Annotated in this window: 15 protein-coding genes; 13 read left to right on the top strand and 2 right to left on the bottom strand. The window is 51.5% G+C overall.

What is annotated here, in order from left to right; translation table 11 throughout:
- Positions 1 to 75 precede the first annotated feature (75 nt).
- The 9 genes from FHS30_RS06810 (at position 76) to FHS30_RS06850 (ending at position 7,833) form a co-directional block, all read left to right on the top strand.
- The gene (locus FHS30_RS06810; RefSeq protein ID WP_183909716.1) at positions 76 to 426 is read left to right on the top strand and encodes a PilZ domain-containing protein; all 351 of its coding nucleotides are present in this window, start codon (positions 76 to 78) and stop codon (positions 424 to 426) included.
- Positions 427 to 518: 92 nt separating this feature from the next.
- Positions 519 to 1,310: a TatD family hydrolase gene (locus tag FHS30_RS06815; RefSeq protein ID WP_183909717.1), complete on the top strand. Its 792-nt coding sequence runs from the start codon at positions 519 to 521 to the stop codon at positions 1,308 to 1,310.
- Between the two features lie 4 nt (positions 1,311 to 1,314).
- Positions 1,315 to 1,941: a dUTP diphosphatase gene (locus FHS30_RS06820; protein ID WP_183909718.1), complete on the top strand. Its 627-nt coding sequence runs from the start codon at positions 1,315 to 1,317 to the stop codon at positions 1,939 to 1,941.
- A 129-nt stretch (positions 1,942 to 2,070) separates the two neighbouring features.
- The gene (locus tag FHS30_RS06825) at positions 2,071 to 3,054 is read left to right on the top strand and encodes a malate dehydrogenase (RefSeq protein ID WP_183909719.1); all 984 of its coding nucleotides are present in this window, start codon (positions 2,071 to 2,073) and stop codon (positions 3,052 to 3,054) included.
- Between the two features lie 83 nt (positions 3,055 to 3,137).
- Complete coding sequence (bcp, locus tag FHS30_RS06830) at positions 3,138 to 3,605, top strand: thioredoxin-dependent thiol peroxidase (protein WP_183909720.1); 468 nt, start codon at positions 3,138 to 3,140, stop codon at positions 3,603 to 3,605.
- A 320-nt stretch (positions 3,606 to 3,925) separates the two neighbouring features.
- The gene (locus tag FHS30_RS17135; protein ID WP_246341211.1) at positions 3,926 to 4,915 is read left to right on the top strand and encodes a helix-turn-helix domain-containing protein; all 990 of its coding nucleotides are present in this window, start codon (positions 3,926 to 3,928) and stop codon (positions 4,913 to 4,915) included.
- An 88-nt stretch (positions 4,916 to 5,003) separates the two neighbouring features.
- A complete protein-coding gene (yajC, locus tag FHS30_RS06840; RefSeq protein WP_183909721.1) occupies positions 5,004 to 5,336 on the top strand; it encodes a preprotein translocase subunit YajC in 333 nt (110 codons plus the stop codon).
- A gap of 52 nt (positions 5,337 to 5,388) precedes the next feature.
- On the top strand, positions 5,389 to 6,426 hold the full coding sequence (locus tag FHS30_RS06845; RefSeq protein WP_183909722.1) for a D-cysteine desulfhydrase family protein: 1,038 nt from the start codon (positions 5,389 to 5,391) through the stop codon (positions 6,424 to 6,426).
- Between the two features lie 81 nt (positions 6,427 to 6,507).
- A complete protein-coding gene (locus FHS30_RS06850; RefSeq protein WP_484592901.1) occupies positions 6,508 to 7,833 on the top strand; it encodes an alanine/glycine:cation symporter family protein in 1,326 nt (441 codons plus the stop codon).
- Between the two features lie 83 nt (positions 7,834 to 7,916).
- Here the strand turns inward: FHS30_RS06850 and aptA are convergent, their stop codons facing one another.
- Both aptA and mltF read right to left on the bottom strand, forming a co-directional pair.
- Positions 7,917 to 9,224, bottom strand: coding sequence for an omega-aminotransferase AptA (gene aptA, locus FHS30_RS06855; protein ID WP_183909724.1), 1,308 nt, complete (start codon positions 9,222 to 9,224; stop codon positions 7,917 to 7,919).
- Positions 9,225 to 9,346: 122 nt separating this feature from the next.
- A complete protein-coding gene (mltF, locus tag FHS30_RS06860) occupies positions 9,347 to 10,816 on the bottom strand; it encodes a membrane-bound lytic murein transglycosylase MltF (protein WP_183909725.1) in 1,470 nt (489 codons plus the stop codon).
- Between the two features lie 467 nt (positions 10,817 to 11,283).
- On the opposite strand from mltF, the gene purL reads away from it, so the two are divergent.
- The 4 genes from purL (at position 11,284) to FHS30_RS06880 (ending at position 17,862) form a co-directional block, all read left to right on the top strand.
- Positions 11,284 to 15,159 carry a phosphoribosylformylglycinamidine synthase gene (purL, locus tag FHS30_RS06865; RefSeq protein ID WP_183909726.1) on the top strand — a complete coding sequence of 1,292 codons (3,876 nt, stop codon included), beginning with the start codon at positions 11,284 to 11,286 and terminating at the stop codon, positions 15,157 to 15,159.
- 116 nt (positions 15,160 to 15,275) lie between these two features.
- Positions 15,276 to 16,073: a DUF3014 domain-containing protein gene (locus FHS30_RS06870; RefSeq protein WP_183909727.1), complete on the top strand. Its 798-nt coding sequence runs from the start codon at positions 15,276 to 15,278 to the stop codon at positions 16,071 to 16,073.
- Between the two features lie 28 nt (positions 16,074 to 16,101).
- A complete protein-coding gene (locus tag FHS30_RS06875; protein ID WP_183910252.1) occupies positions 16,102 to 16,971 on the top strand; it encodes a tetratricopeptide repeat protein in 870 nt (289 codons plus the stop codon).
- 9 nt (positions 16,972 to 16,980) lie between these two features.
- On the top strand, positions 16,981 to 17,862 hold the full coding sequence (locus FHS30_RS06880; protein WP_183909728.1) for a D-hexose-6-phosphate mutarotase: 882 nt from the start codon (positions 16,981 to 16,983) through the stop codon (positions 17,860 to 17,862).
- Positions 17,863 to 17,888: the final 26 nt, after the last annotated feature.

Below are 17,888 nucleotides of genomic sequence, written 5' to 3' on the forward strand. Positions count from 1 at the left end.
TGCACCTCAAGGGCTCGGTTGCGCAAAATGGACGTGAATTATTGTGGTTAATCAGGTTTATTAAGGACTATTGGTATGGCTGCACTCGGTGGTGCCCGAAACGGTATATTAAACCTTAACATACGAGATAAAGCGGTGTTGTATGCCAGCTATATGCCATTTGTCCGCAATGGTGGTCTGTTTATTCCCACAACTCGCGCATATAAGCTAGGTGATGAAGTATTTATGTTGCTCAGCCTGTTAGACGAAGGGGAAAAAATTCCCGTCGCAGGCAAAGTGGTTTGGGTGACGCCGAAAGGTGCTCAAGGTAACCGCGCCTCGGGAATTGGCGTTCAGTTCAACGATCAAGACAATATGGCCGTTACCAAAATTGAAACCTATCTCGCGGGCTCATTGGGATCAGACAGACCCACCCATACTATGTAAAATTGCAACTCATTGCTAAAAGGCCAGCTTGCTGGCCTTTTTTGTGTGGCACTTTAGCGTTTTTAATAGGTATTACAGTTAGGGCATTTTGCATGTTAGTGGACTCCCATTGCCACCTAGATCGTTTAAAACTCGGTGATCGCAGTTTAGAGACGGCTATTGCCGATGCGCAGGCACGCGGTGTGTCGCACCTTTTGTGTATTAGCATTTCAGACAAAAATGTTTCAGAGGTGCTTTCGATAGCGCACCGATTTCCGCAAATTTTTGCTTCCGTGGGCGTACATCCTCTGGATATCGCCGAAGGCTTGATGACGCGTGAGCAATTACTGCAACTCACTACAACAGACAAAGTGGTGGCCGTGGGTGAAACCGGGCTCGATTACTATTACTCAGAAGACGCCAAACTGCAGCAGCAAGAAAGCTTTGCCATGCATTTGTCGGTAGGTGCTGAGGCGGCTTTGCCCGTCGTTGTGCACACAAGGGATGCCCGCGCAGATACCTTGTCATTAATTAAATCACACGGTTCTACCGAATCTGCCGGGGTATTGCACTGCTTTACTGAGGATGTCGGTATGGCGGGTGCGGCAATGGACCTTGGCTACTACATTTCTCTCTCGGGCATTGTGACATTTAAAAATGCCGAGGCTTTGCGCGATGTGGCGCGCTTTGTTCCTATGGACCGTTTGCTGGTCGAAACAGACTCGCCTTATTTGGCGCCTGTGCCTTATCGGGGCAAGTCCAATGAGCCTCAATACGTGCGCGAAGTGGCAGAGTATTTGGCGGAGTTAAAAGGCATTCCGTTCGAACAGCTCGCGCAGCAAACGACCGATAATTTCTTCAATTTGTTTAACCGGGCCAAGCCCGTTCACACTGTGGGAGCCTAAATCTATGCGCGCACAACTCGAAAAAATGCTGGTACTGCAAGACAGCATGAACGCCAAAGTTAACCCCGAATGGCGGGCGCAGAACTTTGCTTGGTATCGCGCTATTTGGGTGGAGTGTGCCGAGCTGCTAGATCACTATGGTTGGAAATGGTGGAAAAAGCAGCAGCCTGACGTGGAGCAGGTGCGACTGGAATTGATTGATATCTGGCACTTCGGGTTAAGTATGGTGCTCACAGAGCAGCCTGACCCTGAGCAACGCCTGTCTTATTTAGCAGAATCATTGGCCAACCTGGAGCCCAAAGAGTTGGACGCAGAAGCGTTTCGCCAAGAGCTAGAGGCCTTCGCGGGCGAGGTCATCACCAAACAGCATTTTTCAGTGCGTCACTTTGCTCGCCTGTTAGCTGGGGTAGGCATGGGTTTCGATGATCTCTACACCGGCTATGTCGGCAAAAACGTGCTTAACTTTTTCCGACAAGATCACGGCTATAAAGACGGCACCTATAAAAAGGTTTGGTCGGGTAGGGAAGATAATGAACACCTGGTGGACGCGGTTAATGCACTGGATCACGCAGCACTGGATTTCCCCGAGGCCCTCTATCAAGCACTGACAGACCGCTACGCAAACGCCTAATATACATTTGATCAATGTGGGCTATCATTGCTGGAAATACCGGTTATTACGGCGGATAAGGTGAATTTTCTCACCAAGGCCCTATAATGGCCGCCGCTTACTAGGCTAACTCAGTTTCGGAGAAATATTGTGAAAACACCCGTTCGTGTCACCGTAACCGGCGCCGCCGGTCAGATCAGCTACTCCCTGCTATTTCGCATCGCTGCCGGCGAAATGTTGGGCAAAGATCAGCCTGTGATTCTCCAAATGCTGGAAATTACGCCAGCACTGGAAGCCCTGAAAGGGGTTGCTATGGAGTTGGACGACTGCGCCTTTCCATTGTTGGCCGGCATGGTCTGCACCGATGACCCGAATGTAGCCTTTAAAGACACAGATTACGCACTGTTGGTTGGCGCTCGTCCTCGTGGCCCCGGCATGGAGCGTAAAGATTTACTTGAAGCTAACGCTGCCATCTTCTCTGTACAAGGTAAGGCTATCAATGACCACGCATCCCGTGACATTAAAGTATTGGTAGTCGGCAACCCAGCCAACACTAATGCGCTGATTGCTCAACGCAATGCGCCAGACATCGATCCGCGCCAATTCACGGCCATGACTCGCCTCGATCATAACCGCGCGCAGACGCAACTCGCTCAGAAAACGGGCAAGACCATCAATGACGTGACCAAGATGCTCATCTGGGGCAACCATTCTTCCACACAGTACCCCGATCTGCACAACACCTTGGTGGACGGAAAGTCTGCGATGGATTTGATTGATCAGGCTTGGTATGAGAACGACTTTATTCCCGTTGTACAGCAGCGTGGTGCGGCGATCATTAAGGCCCGTGGCGCGTCTTCTGCTGCATCAGCAGCCAATGCCGCCATTTTCCACATGCGCGATTGGGCGCTCGGCACGCCTGAAGGTGATTGGGTGAGCATGGGTGTTTACAGCGATGGCTCCTACGGAATCGAAAAGGGATTGATTTACTCTTTCCCTTGCGTGTGCAAGGGCGGTGATTGGGAGATAGTCCAAGGGCTGGAGATCAACGAATTCTCCCGTGGCAAAATGACTGCCACTGAGAAGGAGCTGCAGGAAGAGCGCGATGCGGTTAAAGCATTGCTGCCGGCGTAATTAAACAATAGGTCGAAAAGCGCGGCTAGCCCGCGCTTTTTTTTTGAATTTATAATACCTACAGGCATGATTGAGGAGTTCATATGGCACACCCCAAAATTGGCAACTTAGCCCCGTCTTTTACCCTCACGAATCAAAAGGGTGAAAAGATCGCGTTGAAGGATTTGCGCGGCAAGCGGGTGGTCCTGTATTTCTATCCCAAGGCGTTGACACCGGGCTGTACAACCCAGGCGTGTGGCATAAGGGATTCTGCCAAGGCGTTGAGCAAGCTCAATACCGTCGTCTTTGGGGTGAGTCCCGATCCTGAGGCAAAGCTTCAACGCTTTATTGATAAGCACGATTTGAATTTCGATTTGCTCTCAGACGAAGATCACAAGATTGCTGAAAAGTACGGCGTTTGGGACCTTAAAAAGTTCATGGGCCGGGAATTTATGGGGATTGTGCGAACCACATTCATTATTGGTGAAGACGGCCGGCTAACGCATATCCTCGATAAATTTAAGACGTCTAACCACCACGATGTATTATTGGATCTATTGAGCAACTCATAGAACCAGCGTAATTCGGTCGCTCTAACACTACACGGTGGAGAGCGACCCTTCCTTCCCTCCGCTTTTAGCCTGTAAATCCCGCTCTCGTAGATTTTCTTTATCAGCGTAATTCCCGCTGGCGATTCTTATAACCATATCTTATAGTTATACGGAAATATCTGCGAAGTTAGTAATTAGTTGTTTTACTCTAAATTTATGTAATTTTTGTCGCCTAAGGCCACAGGCTGTCGCCACTGGTTCTGGTGATAAATAGATATTAGAAATAAGTTAGGTGGCTTCTTATAGAGGGCATTAAAGCTCCGTTCTAACGTTTGTCTTCCTTGGGGGATTGCACCATCTCAATCACTGCTTCCAACGTTTCTGTTGCACAGGCATCGCAGGCATTTTGGGTCGATTACGATCTTAAAACGCTGCTGGGACGCCTGCGCGTGCTTTTGCGTTTGTCTACTTCACCCATGGGTGGTTTTCAGTCCCAGTTGTGGTCTTACCTCGCTGCGGGCAGCACCATGTTGGGTGCGCATCGGGCTTATTTTTATCATCGTGCTTTAGGCCGATGTGTAAGGTATTACTACGAAGAAGGTATGGAAGCACAAGCCGTTGAGGTGGTAGAAGAGAGCTTTGGACCACAGCAGCAGGCACTTTTGTGCCTGAAAGAGCCGGAACTGTTAGACATCTTCGGGGAAAATTGCGACAAGCTAATGTCTCTGGCGTATACTCATGCGGGTCCGGGGCGTTATTTACTTGCGCCGCTGGTCAACGCGTCAGCGGCGTTGGTGTTTGTACTGAAGTGCCCCGAGGACTGTGGGCAGAACCAACTAGCTGATGAAGACAAGGAAACATTGGCATTGTTGGCAGAAGGAGTCGCCCGCATGGTTCATTTACACGCCTCACCAGAGAAGATACTCCGCTCTCAAGAGGGCTTTGCCGTCAGCGGTATTCGCTCGCTCGCAGAATACATAGAAATAGCAAAATTACCTGCCGTATTCGGCATACCGGGTCGCGTGATGGATGCCCTTCAGCGCCGCGTAGGTCAGGATTCGCTCGCCATTGACGATATTGCAGACGAATTAAGTATTTCCAAGCGCACCTTGCAGCGTCGATTACAGCAAGCGGACATCAATTTCGCGATGATGCGCGATCAGGTTCGTTTTCATTATGCAATTGGATTCTTGGTAGACGAAAACTCCAGTATTGATCAAATTTCAACCGCTTTGGATTTTTCTGACCGCACTAGCTTTACCAATGCATTTAAGCGCTGGACCGGCTTGTCACCGTCGACATTTCGCAAATTGTTCCGAGATTACAACTAGTCTGTCGGGCTCCTTGGAGCCCAATTGCCAGTAATCTGCAAACACTGTAGAGTTGCCGCCTTAGAATTTTTCTTTTCTGAGGTTTTAAATGTCATTTTTTATTCCTGAAGCCATGGCCCAGGCGCAAACCGCACAAACCGAAGCCAATCCAATGGTTACCCTGCTGATGTTTGGCGGGCTGTTTTTGTTCATGTATTTGTTCATCATTCGGCCTCAGCGCAAGCGTCAGAAAGAGCACACTGAATTAGTGGGTAGTTTGAACAAAGGCGATGAAGTGGTTTTGAGTAGCGGAATGCTAGGTAAAATCGTTAAAGTGGACGAAAACTACATCGTGCTTGAAACCGGTAACAACATCGAGCTCAAATTCCAAAAGGTCGCCGTGCACGCGGTGCTACCGAAGGGAACTATCAAGTCCATCTAATCATCATTCAGGCTGCCGCGCGCAGCCTGAATTCTTTTTGGGTCGTGAATTGATGTCAAATCAACCCCATCCTCCGGTCTACCCTCAGCGCAATCACTATGCGCTCACCCCTACGCCGTTGCAGCCGCTGAATCGTTTAAAGGCCACACTGGGATTGCGCGCCCGTATTTGGGTGAAACGTGATGACCTCACTGGCTGTCACCTTTCTGGCAATAAAATTCGGAAGCTGGAATTTTTGGTGGCGGAAGCTCAGGCACAAGGTGCTGACACATTGATCACCTGCGGTGGTGTGCAATCCAATCACGCGCGCGCTACCGCATTGTTGGCAGCGCAAGAGGGGATGGGTTGTCACCTGATCTTGCGGGGTGACGAACCGGATCAGGCCGATGGGAATCTATTGCTGGATCACTTGGCCGGTGCGCAGGTGAGCTTTTATCCCAGCCATAGTTTTGAAGCGAATCTGACTGGATACTTCGAGCATTGGTCGAACCATTATCGCCAACAAGGCAATAAAGCCTATGGGATACCGACCGGTGGTAGTAATGGCACTGGGCTGTGGGGCTATATCGCGTGCGCAGAAGAACTTGGCGCACAATTGCGTGCACAAGGTATTCAGCCGTCTCGCATAGTGTGTGCTACAGGCTCTGGTGGTACTCAGGCTGGGCTTACACTGGGGGCGGCGTTGTGTGGTTTGAATGCGCCGGTTACAGGTATTGCAGTCTGTGATGACGAGGCCTGGTTTAATCGTAAGGTTCATGAAGATTGGTCGAGCTGGCAGGCCCAATATGCGGAGCTTGCGCTTAAAAATTGCTCGGCTGCCAATCTTCAACTTGATCAGCTCAATGTGCACACGCTTGGTCAATACGTGGGGCCGGGCTATGCGCGAGCTGACCAGGATGTATTCGAAACAATTAAATTGCTGGCTCGCACAGAGGGCCTGCTGTTGGACCCAGTGTACACAGGCAAGGCGTTTTATGGCATGTTGCAGGAGCTGCAGCGTGGCGCTTGGCAGGACGTCGACGACATTCTGTTTGTGCACACCGGTGGTCTGTTTGGCGTATTTCCACAACGTCAGGAATTTGTCTTTTAGTTCGTCTATTACATTATCGCTGCGCGTATGCGTGGCAGCCTTCTAACAATAATTTTAAGTGAGAATCTCGTGCTGCAAGAAATGGTAACCCTCGTTAACGGCTTTGTGTGGGGTAAGGTCATGTTGGCCTTGCTGCTGGGTACGGGCCTCTACATGATGACGCGCTTAAAAGCGCTGCCTTTGCGTAAAATTCGCTACGGCTTTACACAGCTATTTAAGCCCAGCGCTAGCAGTAAGGACGGAGATATCAGTCCTTTTAATGCGTTGATGACGGCGCTTGCTGCGACTATCGGTACTGGCAACATTGTGGGCGTCGCCACCGCTATTGGTATTGGCGGCCCCGGCGCGTTGTTTTGGATGTGGTGCAGTGCGCTATTTGGCATGGCCACCAAGTTTTCCGAAGCCACGCTGGCCGTGCACTTTCGAGAAGTGGATGCCCAGGGCAAGCGTGTGGGCGGCCCCATGTATTACATTAAAAATGGACTTGGTAAACGTTGGGCGTGGCTGGGAATGCTCTTTGCGTTCTTTGGCGCGCTTGCGGCATTTGGCATTGGCAATACGGTGCAGGTGAATTCCATTGCCTCAGCGGTTGAAGAGTCCATGGGTTTAGCTCCAGCAATCACTGGCGGTGTATTGTTTATTTTGGTGGCAGCTGTATTGGTGGGCGGTATCAAGCGCATTGGTGATGTGGCCGGCAAATTGGTGCCATTTATGGCCGTCACCTATGTCCTCGCTGGACTTTTCGTGCTCATTTATCACATTGATCAACTGCCGGCCGCGTTCTTTTTGGTTGTTGAAAGTGCCTTTAACCCGCAAGCCGCATTGGGTGGTGCAGCGGGTGTAACCTTGTTGATGACCATTCAGTTTGGTGTTGCGCGCGGTGTATTCTCCAATGAAGCGGGCTTGGGCAGTGCGCCTATAGCGCATGCCGCGGCGCAAACAAACAGTCCTGTTCGGCAGGGTGTCATTGCGATGCTTGGAACATTTATTGACACAATTCTCGTTTGTTCCATTACCGGCTTGGCCATTGTGGCTTCGGGTGTGTGGCAAGGCGATGCCGAAGGCGCGGGCTTATCTATTGCAGCCTTTAGTTCTGCGATTCCCGGGGGACAGTGGATAATCACCATTGGTTTAGTTTTGTTTGCTTTCACTACTGTGCTTGGCTGGAGTTACTACGGAGAGCGCTGTGCTCAATTTTTACTGGGTGAACGCTTTGTTTGGCCGTATCGCATTTTATTTATCTGCGCAGTCCCTGTGGGAGCAATGATGAAATTGGATTTTGTTTGGTTGCTTGCCGACACATTAAACGGATTGATGGCAATTCCGAATTTGATCGCGGTGTTGGCCTTGTCTGGCGTAGTGATTAAATTGGCGCGCGACTATTTCAACGATCCCGCGAATAATTAGGAACAATTAGAAATTATTAGATTGTAACGTGCATTAAAAAAGGCAGCCTAGGCTGCCTTTTTTAATGTGAATCATCCCGTCGATTAATCGACTTCAGGAATCGTATCCTGCAGTACATTCACTATGGTATCGATATGTGACTGCTCAATGATCAGTGGCGGTGACATTACGATAGTATCGCCGGCAGGTCGAACGGTGACCCCCTTATCTAGGGTTTTAGCCGCGACTTTTCCAGCGACACCGGGCGGTAAATCAATGCCAGCAAGCAGGCCAAAGTTGCGGATATCTTTAACGCCCTTAATGCCTTTGAGCGAGTGGATGCCCGCCTCCCAATAGGGGGCGATTTCGTCGCATCGTTTAAACAGCTGTTCACTTTTGTAGATATCCAGTGTGGCAAGTGCGGCGGCACAGGCAATGGGGTGCGCTGAATAGGTATAACCGTGAAGGAATTCAGGTACTGCAGACATTTCGCCGGTATTGACGAAGGTGTCGTAAATTTCTTGTTTGCAGAACACCGCACCCATTGGGACTGCCCCGTTAGTAAGGCCCTTGGCAGTGGTAATCATATCGGGGATTACCCCCACCTTGTCGGCCATGGTGGCCGCACCGGTGCGGCCGTAGGCGGCAATGACTTCATCAAAAATCAACAAGATATTGTGTTGATCACAAATCGCTCGCAATTTTTGTAGGTATCCTTCCGGAGGGACGATGACGCCGCCGGCGCCGGCTACTGGTTCAACGATGACGGCGGCAATATTGCTTGCATCGCGCATGGCGATGATGTCATTTAACTCATCGGCCAGTTCAGCACCTTTAGCGGGTAGGCCGCGACTAAAGGCATTTTCAGGTAACAGCGTGTGGCGTAGGAAATCGGCTTCTAAGCCTTGACCAAAGCTCTTTCGGTTGCCTGTCAGGCCTGCAAGCGATACACCGCCCCAGTTGACCCCATGATAGGCCTTTACGCGTGCGACGAATGCCGTTTTAGTACCTTGGCCTTTGAGGCGCCAATACTGCCTGGCGATTTTTAACGCGGTGTCTACTGACTCGGAACCAGAGTTAGTGAAAAATACGCGATTTAAACCCTTGGGGGCCACGTCTTCCACTAGCCGGTTGGCGAGTTCAAAGCCCTTGGCGTGCCCATAGCTGAAGGGGTTGCCGTAATCCATCTCTAGCAGCTGCGCGTGCACCGCATCGGCGATTTCTTTGCGGCCGTGTCCGGCGTTGCAGCACCATAGTCCGGCATTGGTGTCTAATACTTTGCGACCGTCACCCATAGTCATGTACATGCCTTCGGCGGCGGTATAAAAACGGGGGGAGGCTTTGAAGGCGCGATTGGCGGTGAAGGGCATCCACCAAGCGTCCATTTGTTCTGCCGTGGGCAACTGTGTCATAAGGGTGTCCTTAGCTGTGCAGGTTTGCGGGTTTAGCTGCGTTTATAGCAAAGGTAGCTCAGTTCGATAAATAAGCATCTATCAAAGCGGAGGTTGGAATTATTGAACCTAAGGTGGGGGCTTTAGAGGCTGGAGCGCAGATCTGATTCTGTGGTGTGTTCGTTGGCAGACAGGATGGTAGTTTCAGCCATGGCCAGCCGGCGCTGTTCCACTTGTTTGTGCCAAGCCAGAATGGTGTGGAATTGGCGTATGTTATTGACATAATTGACGGGCTCCCAACCTCGGGCATAACCGTGGCGGGTGTTTTTGTAGTGCTTGCGTTGCGCTAACAGAGGCAGTATTTCAGCAATATCATCCCAGCTGTTTGGATTTTTACCGTGTTTTCGAGCGAGGCGCCTAGCGTCCATTAAATGCCCGAAACCCACGTTATATGCGGCCAGAGCCATCCAGAGGCGATCTTGGCCTTGGATGCCTTTCGGGAGTCGGGTCATGATTTTTGAGAGGTAGCGGGTGCCGCCTTCTACGCTTTGTACGGGGTCCAGTCGGTTTTCGATACCCAGTTCATGGGCCGTGGTGCGAGTGAGCATCATTAGACCTCGCACGCCGGTGTAGGAGCGGGCGCGGGGGTTCCAGTGAGACTCTTGGTAGCTGATGGCGGCCAACATTAACCAATCAAATTCGTAATTCGCTGCAGTTTCTTTCAGCAAAGTTTCCCATTTTGGTAGTCGTGTTCTAATGCGATTGGTGAAGGCCAGTGCGCCACCGGCATTAAAAGCGGGTTCCTGGTGGAAGTGAGTGGCTTCGAGATTGGCGAGTCGGTTATCGGCTTTATAGGATGTTAAAAATCGGTTTGCCGCCGCTTTTAAGCTTTCGTCATTGCTTTGCTGAAATGCCCATGCCAATGGTTGCTTTTCTGGGAAGGTATAAGCAATGCGTGCACGCGGATAGACTGATTGGCTGATGGCGTAGGCGGTAGATTTAACGAGGGCGAAGTCGATTTCACCCACGTGCACCTGCTCGATTAGATCCATGCTGTTGTAATCTGCCGAGGCCGACCATTCAAGTTGTGGGTATTGTGCGCTGATTTGCGACAGCCGCTCAGCTTCGGAGGAGTCCTCCATCACCATGATCTTCCGGCCAAACAGGGATTCGAGTTCGGTGGGCCGGCCGGTACCGTTGCGGTAGATTAGCAGCTGGCTAATTTCGAGGTAGGGGTCTGAAAAGCTGACAGATTGCTGGCGCCGCTTGGTGACGATCATGCCTGCAGCGGCCATATCGACAGTTTTACCTGTCTTCACCAAGTCTAATATTTCGCCAAAATTATGGGTAGGTACAATTTCTAGGCTGACGCCCAGATAGTCTGCGAAAGCGGCCGCTAGGCTGTATTCAAAACCCGTTAAATTGCCGTCTGGATCTTCGTAATAGGTTTCTGGGCCGTTGATTGAAGCCACGCGTAGGACGCCATCAGCTTGGATTTGCTCCAATTTAGTGGGTGGACGGCTATCGACCAGCAGTGCACAGGCAGCAAACAGACCTATGAGGCAGGTTGCCTTAATAAGCTGTTGTGCAAAATGTGACAGGGTCGAACGCATTATTGCTCCTAGGCGTATTTTACGGCCTTGATCAAATTGTGGGCGATTTTAACGGCCCAATTTGATAACCGATAGCTTGTTTTGCTTAGTTAACTATAGTAGTGATTTCGCCCTATGGCGTTTAAATCAACATTTTATTCCGGAATATCAATCACTTGGCTTATACAGATTGCCTTTAAAGCCGTAAAAAACATGTAGGCACGTACAGCTCACCTAGTAGCCGGTGCAAGCCCTGAGTAAAAAGGTATTTAAGTGGTACAGGCGTGCCGGCGCGGGCTGGTAAAGCAGGGTAATTGGGCTGTTCAGAGCGACAATATCGAGTACAATTGCCGCCTTTCCAAAACAGGTGAGTTTAAGGGGTTGTTGACGGCGAAAACGCCTGAAAACGTAAGCTCTTTCGGTCTGGTCAGCCACACTGGCTGTCACTCTGCAACGCTCATCGCTTTAGCTCAAGGTATTTGCCCCCTATGCTGACCCTCCGCGGTGCCCCAGCCATTTCAGAATTCCGATCACGTCGTCTTTTAGCCAGCTTGCAGACGGTGGCGCCCGGCATCTCCGGTCTACAAACTGAATTTGTTCACTTTGTAGAGGTGACCGAGGCGCTCGATAGTCGGGCAGAGACAACGCTTCAGCAACTGCTCACCTACGGCCCATCAATGGAGGCTGCAGCCATTACCGGTGAGTTGGTGCTGGCAGTGCCGCGTATCGGCACTATTTCACCATGGTCCTCAAAGGCGACGGATATCGCCCACAACGCGGGTCTGACTCAGATTAAGCGGATTGAGCGGGGCACCGCCTATTACCTTACCGGCAGTGTCGCTGATGGTGAGCGAGCCGACGTCCATAGCCTGTTGCACGATCGGATGGTCGAGCAATTATTTACAGATCTTTCGGAGGCCCGTGCGCTGTTTGCGCACCATGAGCCTAAGCGTGAAACACACATCGATATTTTATCGGGCGGTCGCGCTGCGTTGGTGGAAGCCAATTCCGCTTTGGGTTTGGCATTGGCGGATGACGAAATAGATTACTTGGTGACAAGTTTTACAGAGTTAGAGCGCAATCCAGTGGATGTTGAATTGATGATGTTCGCACAGGCCAACTCCGAGCATTGCCGCCACAAAATATTCAATGCGAGCTGGAGCCTGGATGGCGTTGAACAAGACCGTTCGCTTTTCAGCATGATCAAAAACACCTACGAGCAGGGCGGTGAAAATGTACTCAGCGCCTATGCTGATAACGCCGCGGTGATGGTGGGGCACAAGGCTGGACGCTTTTATCCAGATCCAGCGACGCAGGTGTACGGTTTCAATCAGGAAGATATTCATATCTTAATGAAGGTTGAAACGCACAATCATCCCACAGCAATTGCTCCTTTTCCTGGTGCGGGCACGGGCGCAGGCGGTGAAATACGCGATGAGGGTGCAACCGGTCGAGGTTCAAAACCCAAGGTTGGGTTGACCGGTTTTACTGTGTCGAACTTACAGATCCCAGAATTTATTCAGCCCTGGGAACAGGATTACGGAAAGCCGAGCCGCATTGTTACCGCATTGGATATTATGCTCGAGGGGCCGATTGGTGGCGCTGCGTTTAATAATGAATTTGGCCGCCCCAATATTTGCGGCTACTTTCGAACCTTCGAAGAAAACTTCGATGGCGAGCGTCGCGGCTACCACAAGCCGATCATGTTGGCGGGTGGCTACGGTAACATTCGAGACGATCATGTCGATAAGCCGCCGTTTACTGCGGGCACTAAATTGGTCGTACTGGGTGGCCCAGCAATGCTTATCGGTTTGGGGGGCGGAGCAGCTTCCTCAGTGACCTCTGGCACTTCTAGCGAAGATTTAGATTTCGCTTCCGTACAGCGTCAAAATCCAGAAATTGAACGCCGCTGTCAAGAAGTTATCGATCGCTGCTGGCAGTTAGGTGCGCAAAACCCAATCGCTTTTATTCACGACGTGGGCGCTGGCGGTTTGTCGAACGCTTTTCCTGAGTTGGTAAAAGATGGCGGTTGTGGGGGCGAATTTGAGCTGCGCAAAGTGCCCAACGACGAGCCGGGTATGAGCCCACTAGAAATTTGGTGTAATGAATCGCAAGAGCGGTATGTGCTCGCCATTAACCCACAAGATTTGCCGCAATTTGAAGCGATTTGCGCCCGCGAGCGCGCGCCTTATGCGGTAGTGGGTGAGGCCACCGATGCGAAACACTTGCGTGTCAAAGACACCGTGTTCGATGCGAACCCAGTCGACCTGCCTATGTCTGTATTGTTTGGCAAGCCACCTAAAATGCATCGCGAGGCTATGGCCCATGCGCCGGTTACGCGAGCGTTTAATAGTCAAAACATCGATATCTATGACGCCGCTGAACGGGTGTTAAAGCATCCAGCGGTGGCGAGTAAAAAGTTTTTAATTACCATCGGTGACCGCAGTGTCACAGGTTTGGTAGCCCGTGACCAATTGGTTGGGCCATGGCAGGTGCCCGTGGCAGATTGCGCAGTCACTACCAGTAGCTACGACACCTATGCCGGAGAAGCCATGAGCATGGGTGAGCGCACGCCAGTGGCGTTGCTTGATGGTCCTGCCTCAGGTCGGTTGGCCGTCGGCGAGGCCATTACGAATATCGCCGCCACGCGCATCGCAAGCCTGTCTCAGATTAACTTGTCTGCCAACTGGATGTGTGCAGCGGGGCATACTGGCGAAGATGAAAAGCTTTATCGAACCGTAGAGGCAGTGGGCATGGAGTTGTGCCCAGCCCTAGGCATTACTATTCCGGTGGGCAAAGACTCAATGTCAATGCGCACCGCGTGGCAAGAAGATGGGGAAGACAAGTCAGTTACCGCGCCGTTATCGTTGGTGATCACAGCGTTTGCGCCGGTATTGGATGTACGCCAAACCGTAACCCCAGAGTTTAATACGCAGTGTGGTGACAGCGATTTGCTGTTGGTGGACTTGGGTGTCGGCAAAAACCGTTTAGGCGGCTCGATATTGGCACAGGTTTTCAATGAGTTGGGTGAACAGCCCGCCGACCTAGATGCACCCGAACTGCTCAAAGCATTTTTTAATGTGATGCAATCGCTGCTGGCCGATGACATTGTGTTGGCCTATCACGATCGGAGTGATGGCGGCTTGTTCGCGACTTTGGTTGAAATGGCCTTTGCCGGCAACACGGGAGTAGATGTTCAACTTGACAGTTTAGGCGGGCCTGCGCTGGCGGCGTTGTTTAACGAAGAGTTGGGCGCTGTGCTGCAAGTTCGCTCAGATGATGCCGCAGCGGTAATAGCCCGCTTCGAGGCGGCGGGTTTGACGGATGCTGTGCACTTTATTGGAAAGCTCAACGATGATGACCAAATTCGACTGAGATCGGGCACGGGGCCATGGTTATTTGAGCAGCCGCGCGCGTATTTACACAGTCTGTGGAGCGAAACGAGTTTCCAAATGCAGTCGCTGCGGGACAATCCGGCCTGCGCTGAGCAGGAATTTGCTCAGTTGATGTCGCAAGATCCGGGGTTGAGCGCCAAGCTCAGTTTTGATCTGAGCGAGGATGTTGCCGCCCCCTTTATTGCTACTGGGGTTAAGCCCAGGGTTGCAATCTTGCGTGAGCAGGGTGTTAACGGCCATGTGGAAATGGCTGCGGCATTTGACCGTGCTGGTTTCTCAGCTGTTGATGTTCACATGAGCGACATTCTAAGTGGGCGTATTGATTTGGCAGACATGCAGGGTCTGGCTGCGTGCGGTGGCTTTTCCTATGGTGACGTCTTGGGCGCTGGCGAGGGTTGGGCAAAGTCGATTCTGTTTAATGATCGTGCTCGGGAGATGTTCCAGCAATTTTTCCATCGCAACGACACTTTTTCGTTGGGTGTTTGCAATGGCTGCCAGATGATGTCAAACCTTAAGTCATTGATTCCTGGGGCAGATGACTGGCCGCGATTCGTGCGCAATGAATCCGAACAATTTGAGGCGCGCTTTAGTTTAGTGCAGATTCAGGCGAGCCCCTCAGTATTTTTTCAGGGGATGCAAGGTTCGCACATGCCAGTTGCCGTTGCACACGGAGAGGGGCGCGCAGAATTTTCACATAGCGATGCGCCCGGCAATTTGCTGAATAGGGAGCTGGTGGCGGTTCGTTACATCGACAATCAATTGGCGCCATCTGAAGTCTATCCGGCCAACCCCAACGGCTCACCCCTAGGTATCACGGCGGTTACAAGTGTGGACGGTCGAGCAACAATTATGATGCCGCATCCTGAGCGTGTATTTCGTACAGTATCAAATTCGTGGCACCCAAAAGAGTGGGGCGAGGATTCGCCATGGATGCGCATGTTCCGCAATGCGCGGGTATTTACAGGCTAGAGCAAGCGGGGGCACAGCCCCCGTTTTTTATTGCTTCGCCGCTGGCGGCCATGGTTGGTGTGCTTGAAAATGTGGTAGTTTAGGTTTCTTCTATTGGCGTTTTAAAGGCAAACAACATGAGTGGTCGTCAAAGCGTTTTGTGGGTGGTCGGCGTTTGTTTATTGGCAGCAATAGGTTACGTCTTGTTGCGCGATGAGCCGGATCTCCAGCCTGCGGTTACCGTCCCGGTTGCCCCGGTGAAGGTTGAGCGCGAAATACAGCCCGAACCACCAACGCAATCACCGGTGCCTGCAGAGGCATTGGATAGATCTTCCAAGCCTAAACTGATACCGGCCGCGGTCAGCATTGACGCTAGCCATGAGGTAATAGTGGCAGTTCTCAATAACGTCTCGCCGACATTGATTCAGTGGATGGTGAGTGAGGAGCTATTGAGGAAATGGGTGATTCTTATTGATCAAATCGCCGACGGCACGCTGTCGACCAAGCATTTACCTATAGCATACGAAATGGCGCCTTTTGCAATAAATGGCACTAAAGAATTGGCACAGATTAGCCCAGAAAATTATAGTCGAGCGACGCCATTGGTGGCTGCGTTTACTAAAATTGAGCCTGAAATATTGGTGGCCTACTATCGACTTTGGCAGCCTCTGTTGGAAAAGGCCTATGGCGAATTAGGGAAGGGCGGTAATTTTGATGATCGCGTTATGCAGGCACTGCGCCAGCTTCAATCAGTTCCTGTCGCGCCGTTAAATGCCGATATCCAAGCGCGCCCAGTGATGTATAAGTATGTCGAGCCCTCACTCGAAAAGGCGCCGGCACTGCATAAATGGATGTGGCGCTTAGGTCCAAAAAATCAATCTGATATTAAATCGTATCTAACACAGGTAAAGCTTGCGCTTTATCGTCAGCCCTAATGTTGAAAGCAAAGAGTTACGCGTGAATATGTTGAATAAGCAGGAAGCCATCGTCGAAGTGACGATGCAAAACGCACAGCAGGTGCTCATTGAAGCCTCAATGGAGCGGCCAGTTTTGGTGTATTTCTGGGCCGATTGGTGTGAGCCCTGCAAAGTGCTAATGCCGCTGTTGGAAAAGCTTGCCGAAGAATTTGGTGGTCGCTTTTTACTGGCGAAGGCGAATGCCGATGAGCTCGGCGCTATTGCTGGGCAGTTAGGAGTCCGCAGTCTGCCGACCTTGATATTGATGGATAAGGGGCAGCCCGTTGACGGCTTGGTTGGTGCGCAATCCGAACAGGCTGTTCGCGACTTGCTAAACAAGTATTTGCCAGCGCAATGGCTTGAAGATTTCCAGCGTGCACAGGCCCTTTTGGCGAGCGGTGATTCTGCGCAATGCCAAGAAGCGCAATTGTTATTGCGCAGCGCACTTGATGCAGGTGGCGACTATCGCGTGTCGACGCTATTGGCCGAAACCTTGGTGGATTCGGGCCGGCTGGATGAGGCCGAGGCGTTGCTCAATACGGTGGCGCTACAGGATCGGCAATCAGACTGGCAACAGGCGAGTGCAAAGCTCACGCTCAAGCGCGAAGCCGGTAAGGCTCCAGAGGTGGTCGCATTAGAAGCTGCATATGCAGAGCAACCAGAGAATATCGAGTTGGCGCAGCAGTTGGCGGTGGCGTTAGCTGAGAACGACCACCGTGAAGAGGCGCTGATGTTGCTAATGGCGTTGCTGCGCAAGGATCTAAATGCAGGCGATGGTGCGGTTAAAAAAACCTTTCAGGATATCCTCGCGGCCTTGGGCAAAGGTGACCCTTTGGCTGTGCGCTATCAAAGGCAGTTGTACACGTTGCTGTATTGAGGAAGCCCAATGGAATTGGCGTTGCCGGAAGGTGTTAATTACGAAGATCATGATAATGGTCTTCGATTCGTCGTCGTAAATCACCCCTGTGCTGCGGCAAGAGTGTGTCTGCAGGGGGCGCAAGTTACCCATTTCCAACCTGCGCAGGGGCCCGAGGTATTCTGGGTGAGTGAGGCAGAACCCTACGAGCCGGGCAAAGCGATTCGCGGTGGCATCCCCTTGTGTTGGCCGTGGTTTGGTGCACACCCTAGCGATACTGCCGCGCCTGCTCACGGGCTTGCCCGCGACGCTATGTGGACGCTGCAATCCGTTAGTCGGCGCGTGGATGGCGTCACGCTGGTGTTGCAGTTGCCGGAGCTTAATACACCTCATATCCCCACTGGCGTTGAGTTGCAATTGCAAATCGATGTGGGCGCTGAGCTTTTGTTGCGACTGACGACAACGAACAATGGCGTTAGCGACTTTAATTTTTCACAGGCTCTGCACGCGTATTTTAATATTGCGGACATTAACCTCGCGCAAGTATCGGGGTTGGCCGGTGTGCAGTATGACGACAGTCTTTTACCACAAGCTTCAGGCGATCAGCGAGCGCTTATGGATCAGCTTAAATTCGATGCCGAGGTCGATCGCATTTACTACCCGCGGCGCCCGCTAGCGGTAGAGTCTCCGGTTTGTCGGGTGGAGTTAATTACTGAGGGCAGTGGCAGTGCCGTCATTTGGAATCCGTGGATTGAAAAGTCCAGGCGTCTTAGTCATTTTCTCGCCCAAGATTATCAGCGTATGGTGTGTGTTGAGACGGCCAATTGCGGTCGAGACAGTCGCACCCTGGTAGCTGGTGCTAGCCACAGTCTTTCGGTCACTTATGTGGTAGATGGCACTGGTAAAATCTAGGGCAGCTGGCATAATTCGCGCACTTT

The organism is Simiduia aestuariiviva (assembly GCF_014192475.1).
Taxonomy (GTDB): domain Bacteria; phylum Pseudomonadota; class Gammaproteobacteria; order Pseudomonadales; family Cellvibrionaceae; genus Simiduia; species Simiduia aestuariiviva.

Excerpts from the sequence above, each read along its gene's own strand:
- purL (WP_183909726.1), top strand. The coding sequence starts at position 11,284 with ATGCTGACCCTCCGCGGTGCCCCAGCCATTTCAGAATTCCGATCACGT.
- FHS30_RS06870 (WP_183909727.1), top strand. The coding sequence starts at position 15,276 with ATGAGTGGTCGTCAAAGCGTTTTGTGGGTGGTCGGCGTTTGTTTATTG.
- FHS30_RS06815 (WP_183909717.1), top strand. The coding sequence starts at position 519 with ATGTTAGTGGACTCCCATTGCCACCTAGATCGTTTAAAACTCGGTGAT.
- bcp (WP_183909720.1), top strand. The coding sequence starts at position 3,138 with ATGGCACACCCCAAAATTGGCAACTTAGCCCCGTCTTTTACCCTCACG.
- FHS30_RS06880 (WP_183909728.1), top strand. The coding sequence starts at position 16,981 with ATGGAATTGGCGTTGCCGGAAGGTGTTAATTACGAAGATCATGATAAT.
- mltF (WP_183909725.1), bottom strand. The coding sequence starts at position 10,816 with ATGCGTTCGACCCTGTCACATTTTGCACAACAGCTTATTAAGGCAACC.
- yajC (WP_183909721.1), top strand. The coding sequence starts at position 5,004 with ATGTCATTTTTTATTCCTGAAGCCATGGCCCAGGCGCAAACCGCACAA.
- FHS30_RS06820 (WP_183909718.1), top strand. The coding sequence starts at position 1,315 with ATGCGCGCACAACTCGAAAAAATGCTGGTACTGCAAGACAGCATGAAC.
- FHS30_RS06810 (WP_183909716.1), top strand. The coding sequence starts at position 76 with ATGGCTGCACTCGGTGGTGCCCGAAACGGTATATTAAACCTTAACATA.
- FHS30_RS06875 (WP_183910252.1), top strand. The coding sequence starts at position 16,102 with ATGTTGAATAAGCAGGAAGCCATCGTCGAAGTGACGATGCAAAACGCA.
- aptA (WP_183909724.1), bottom strand. The coding sequence starts at position 9,224 with ATGACACAGTTGCCCACGGCAGAACAAATGGACGCTTGGTGGATGCCC.
- FHS30_RS06845 (WP_183909722.1), top strand. The coding sequence starts at position 5,389 with ATGTCAAATCAACCCCATCCTCCGGTCTACCCTCAGCGCAATCACTAT.
- FHS30_RS06850 (WP_484592901.1), top strand. The coding sequence starts at position 6,508 with ATGGTAACCCTCGTTAACGGCTTTGTGTGGGGTAAGGTCATGTTGGCC.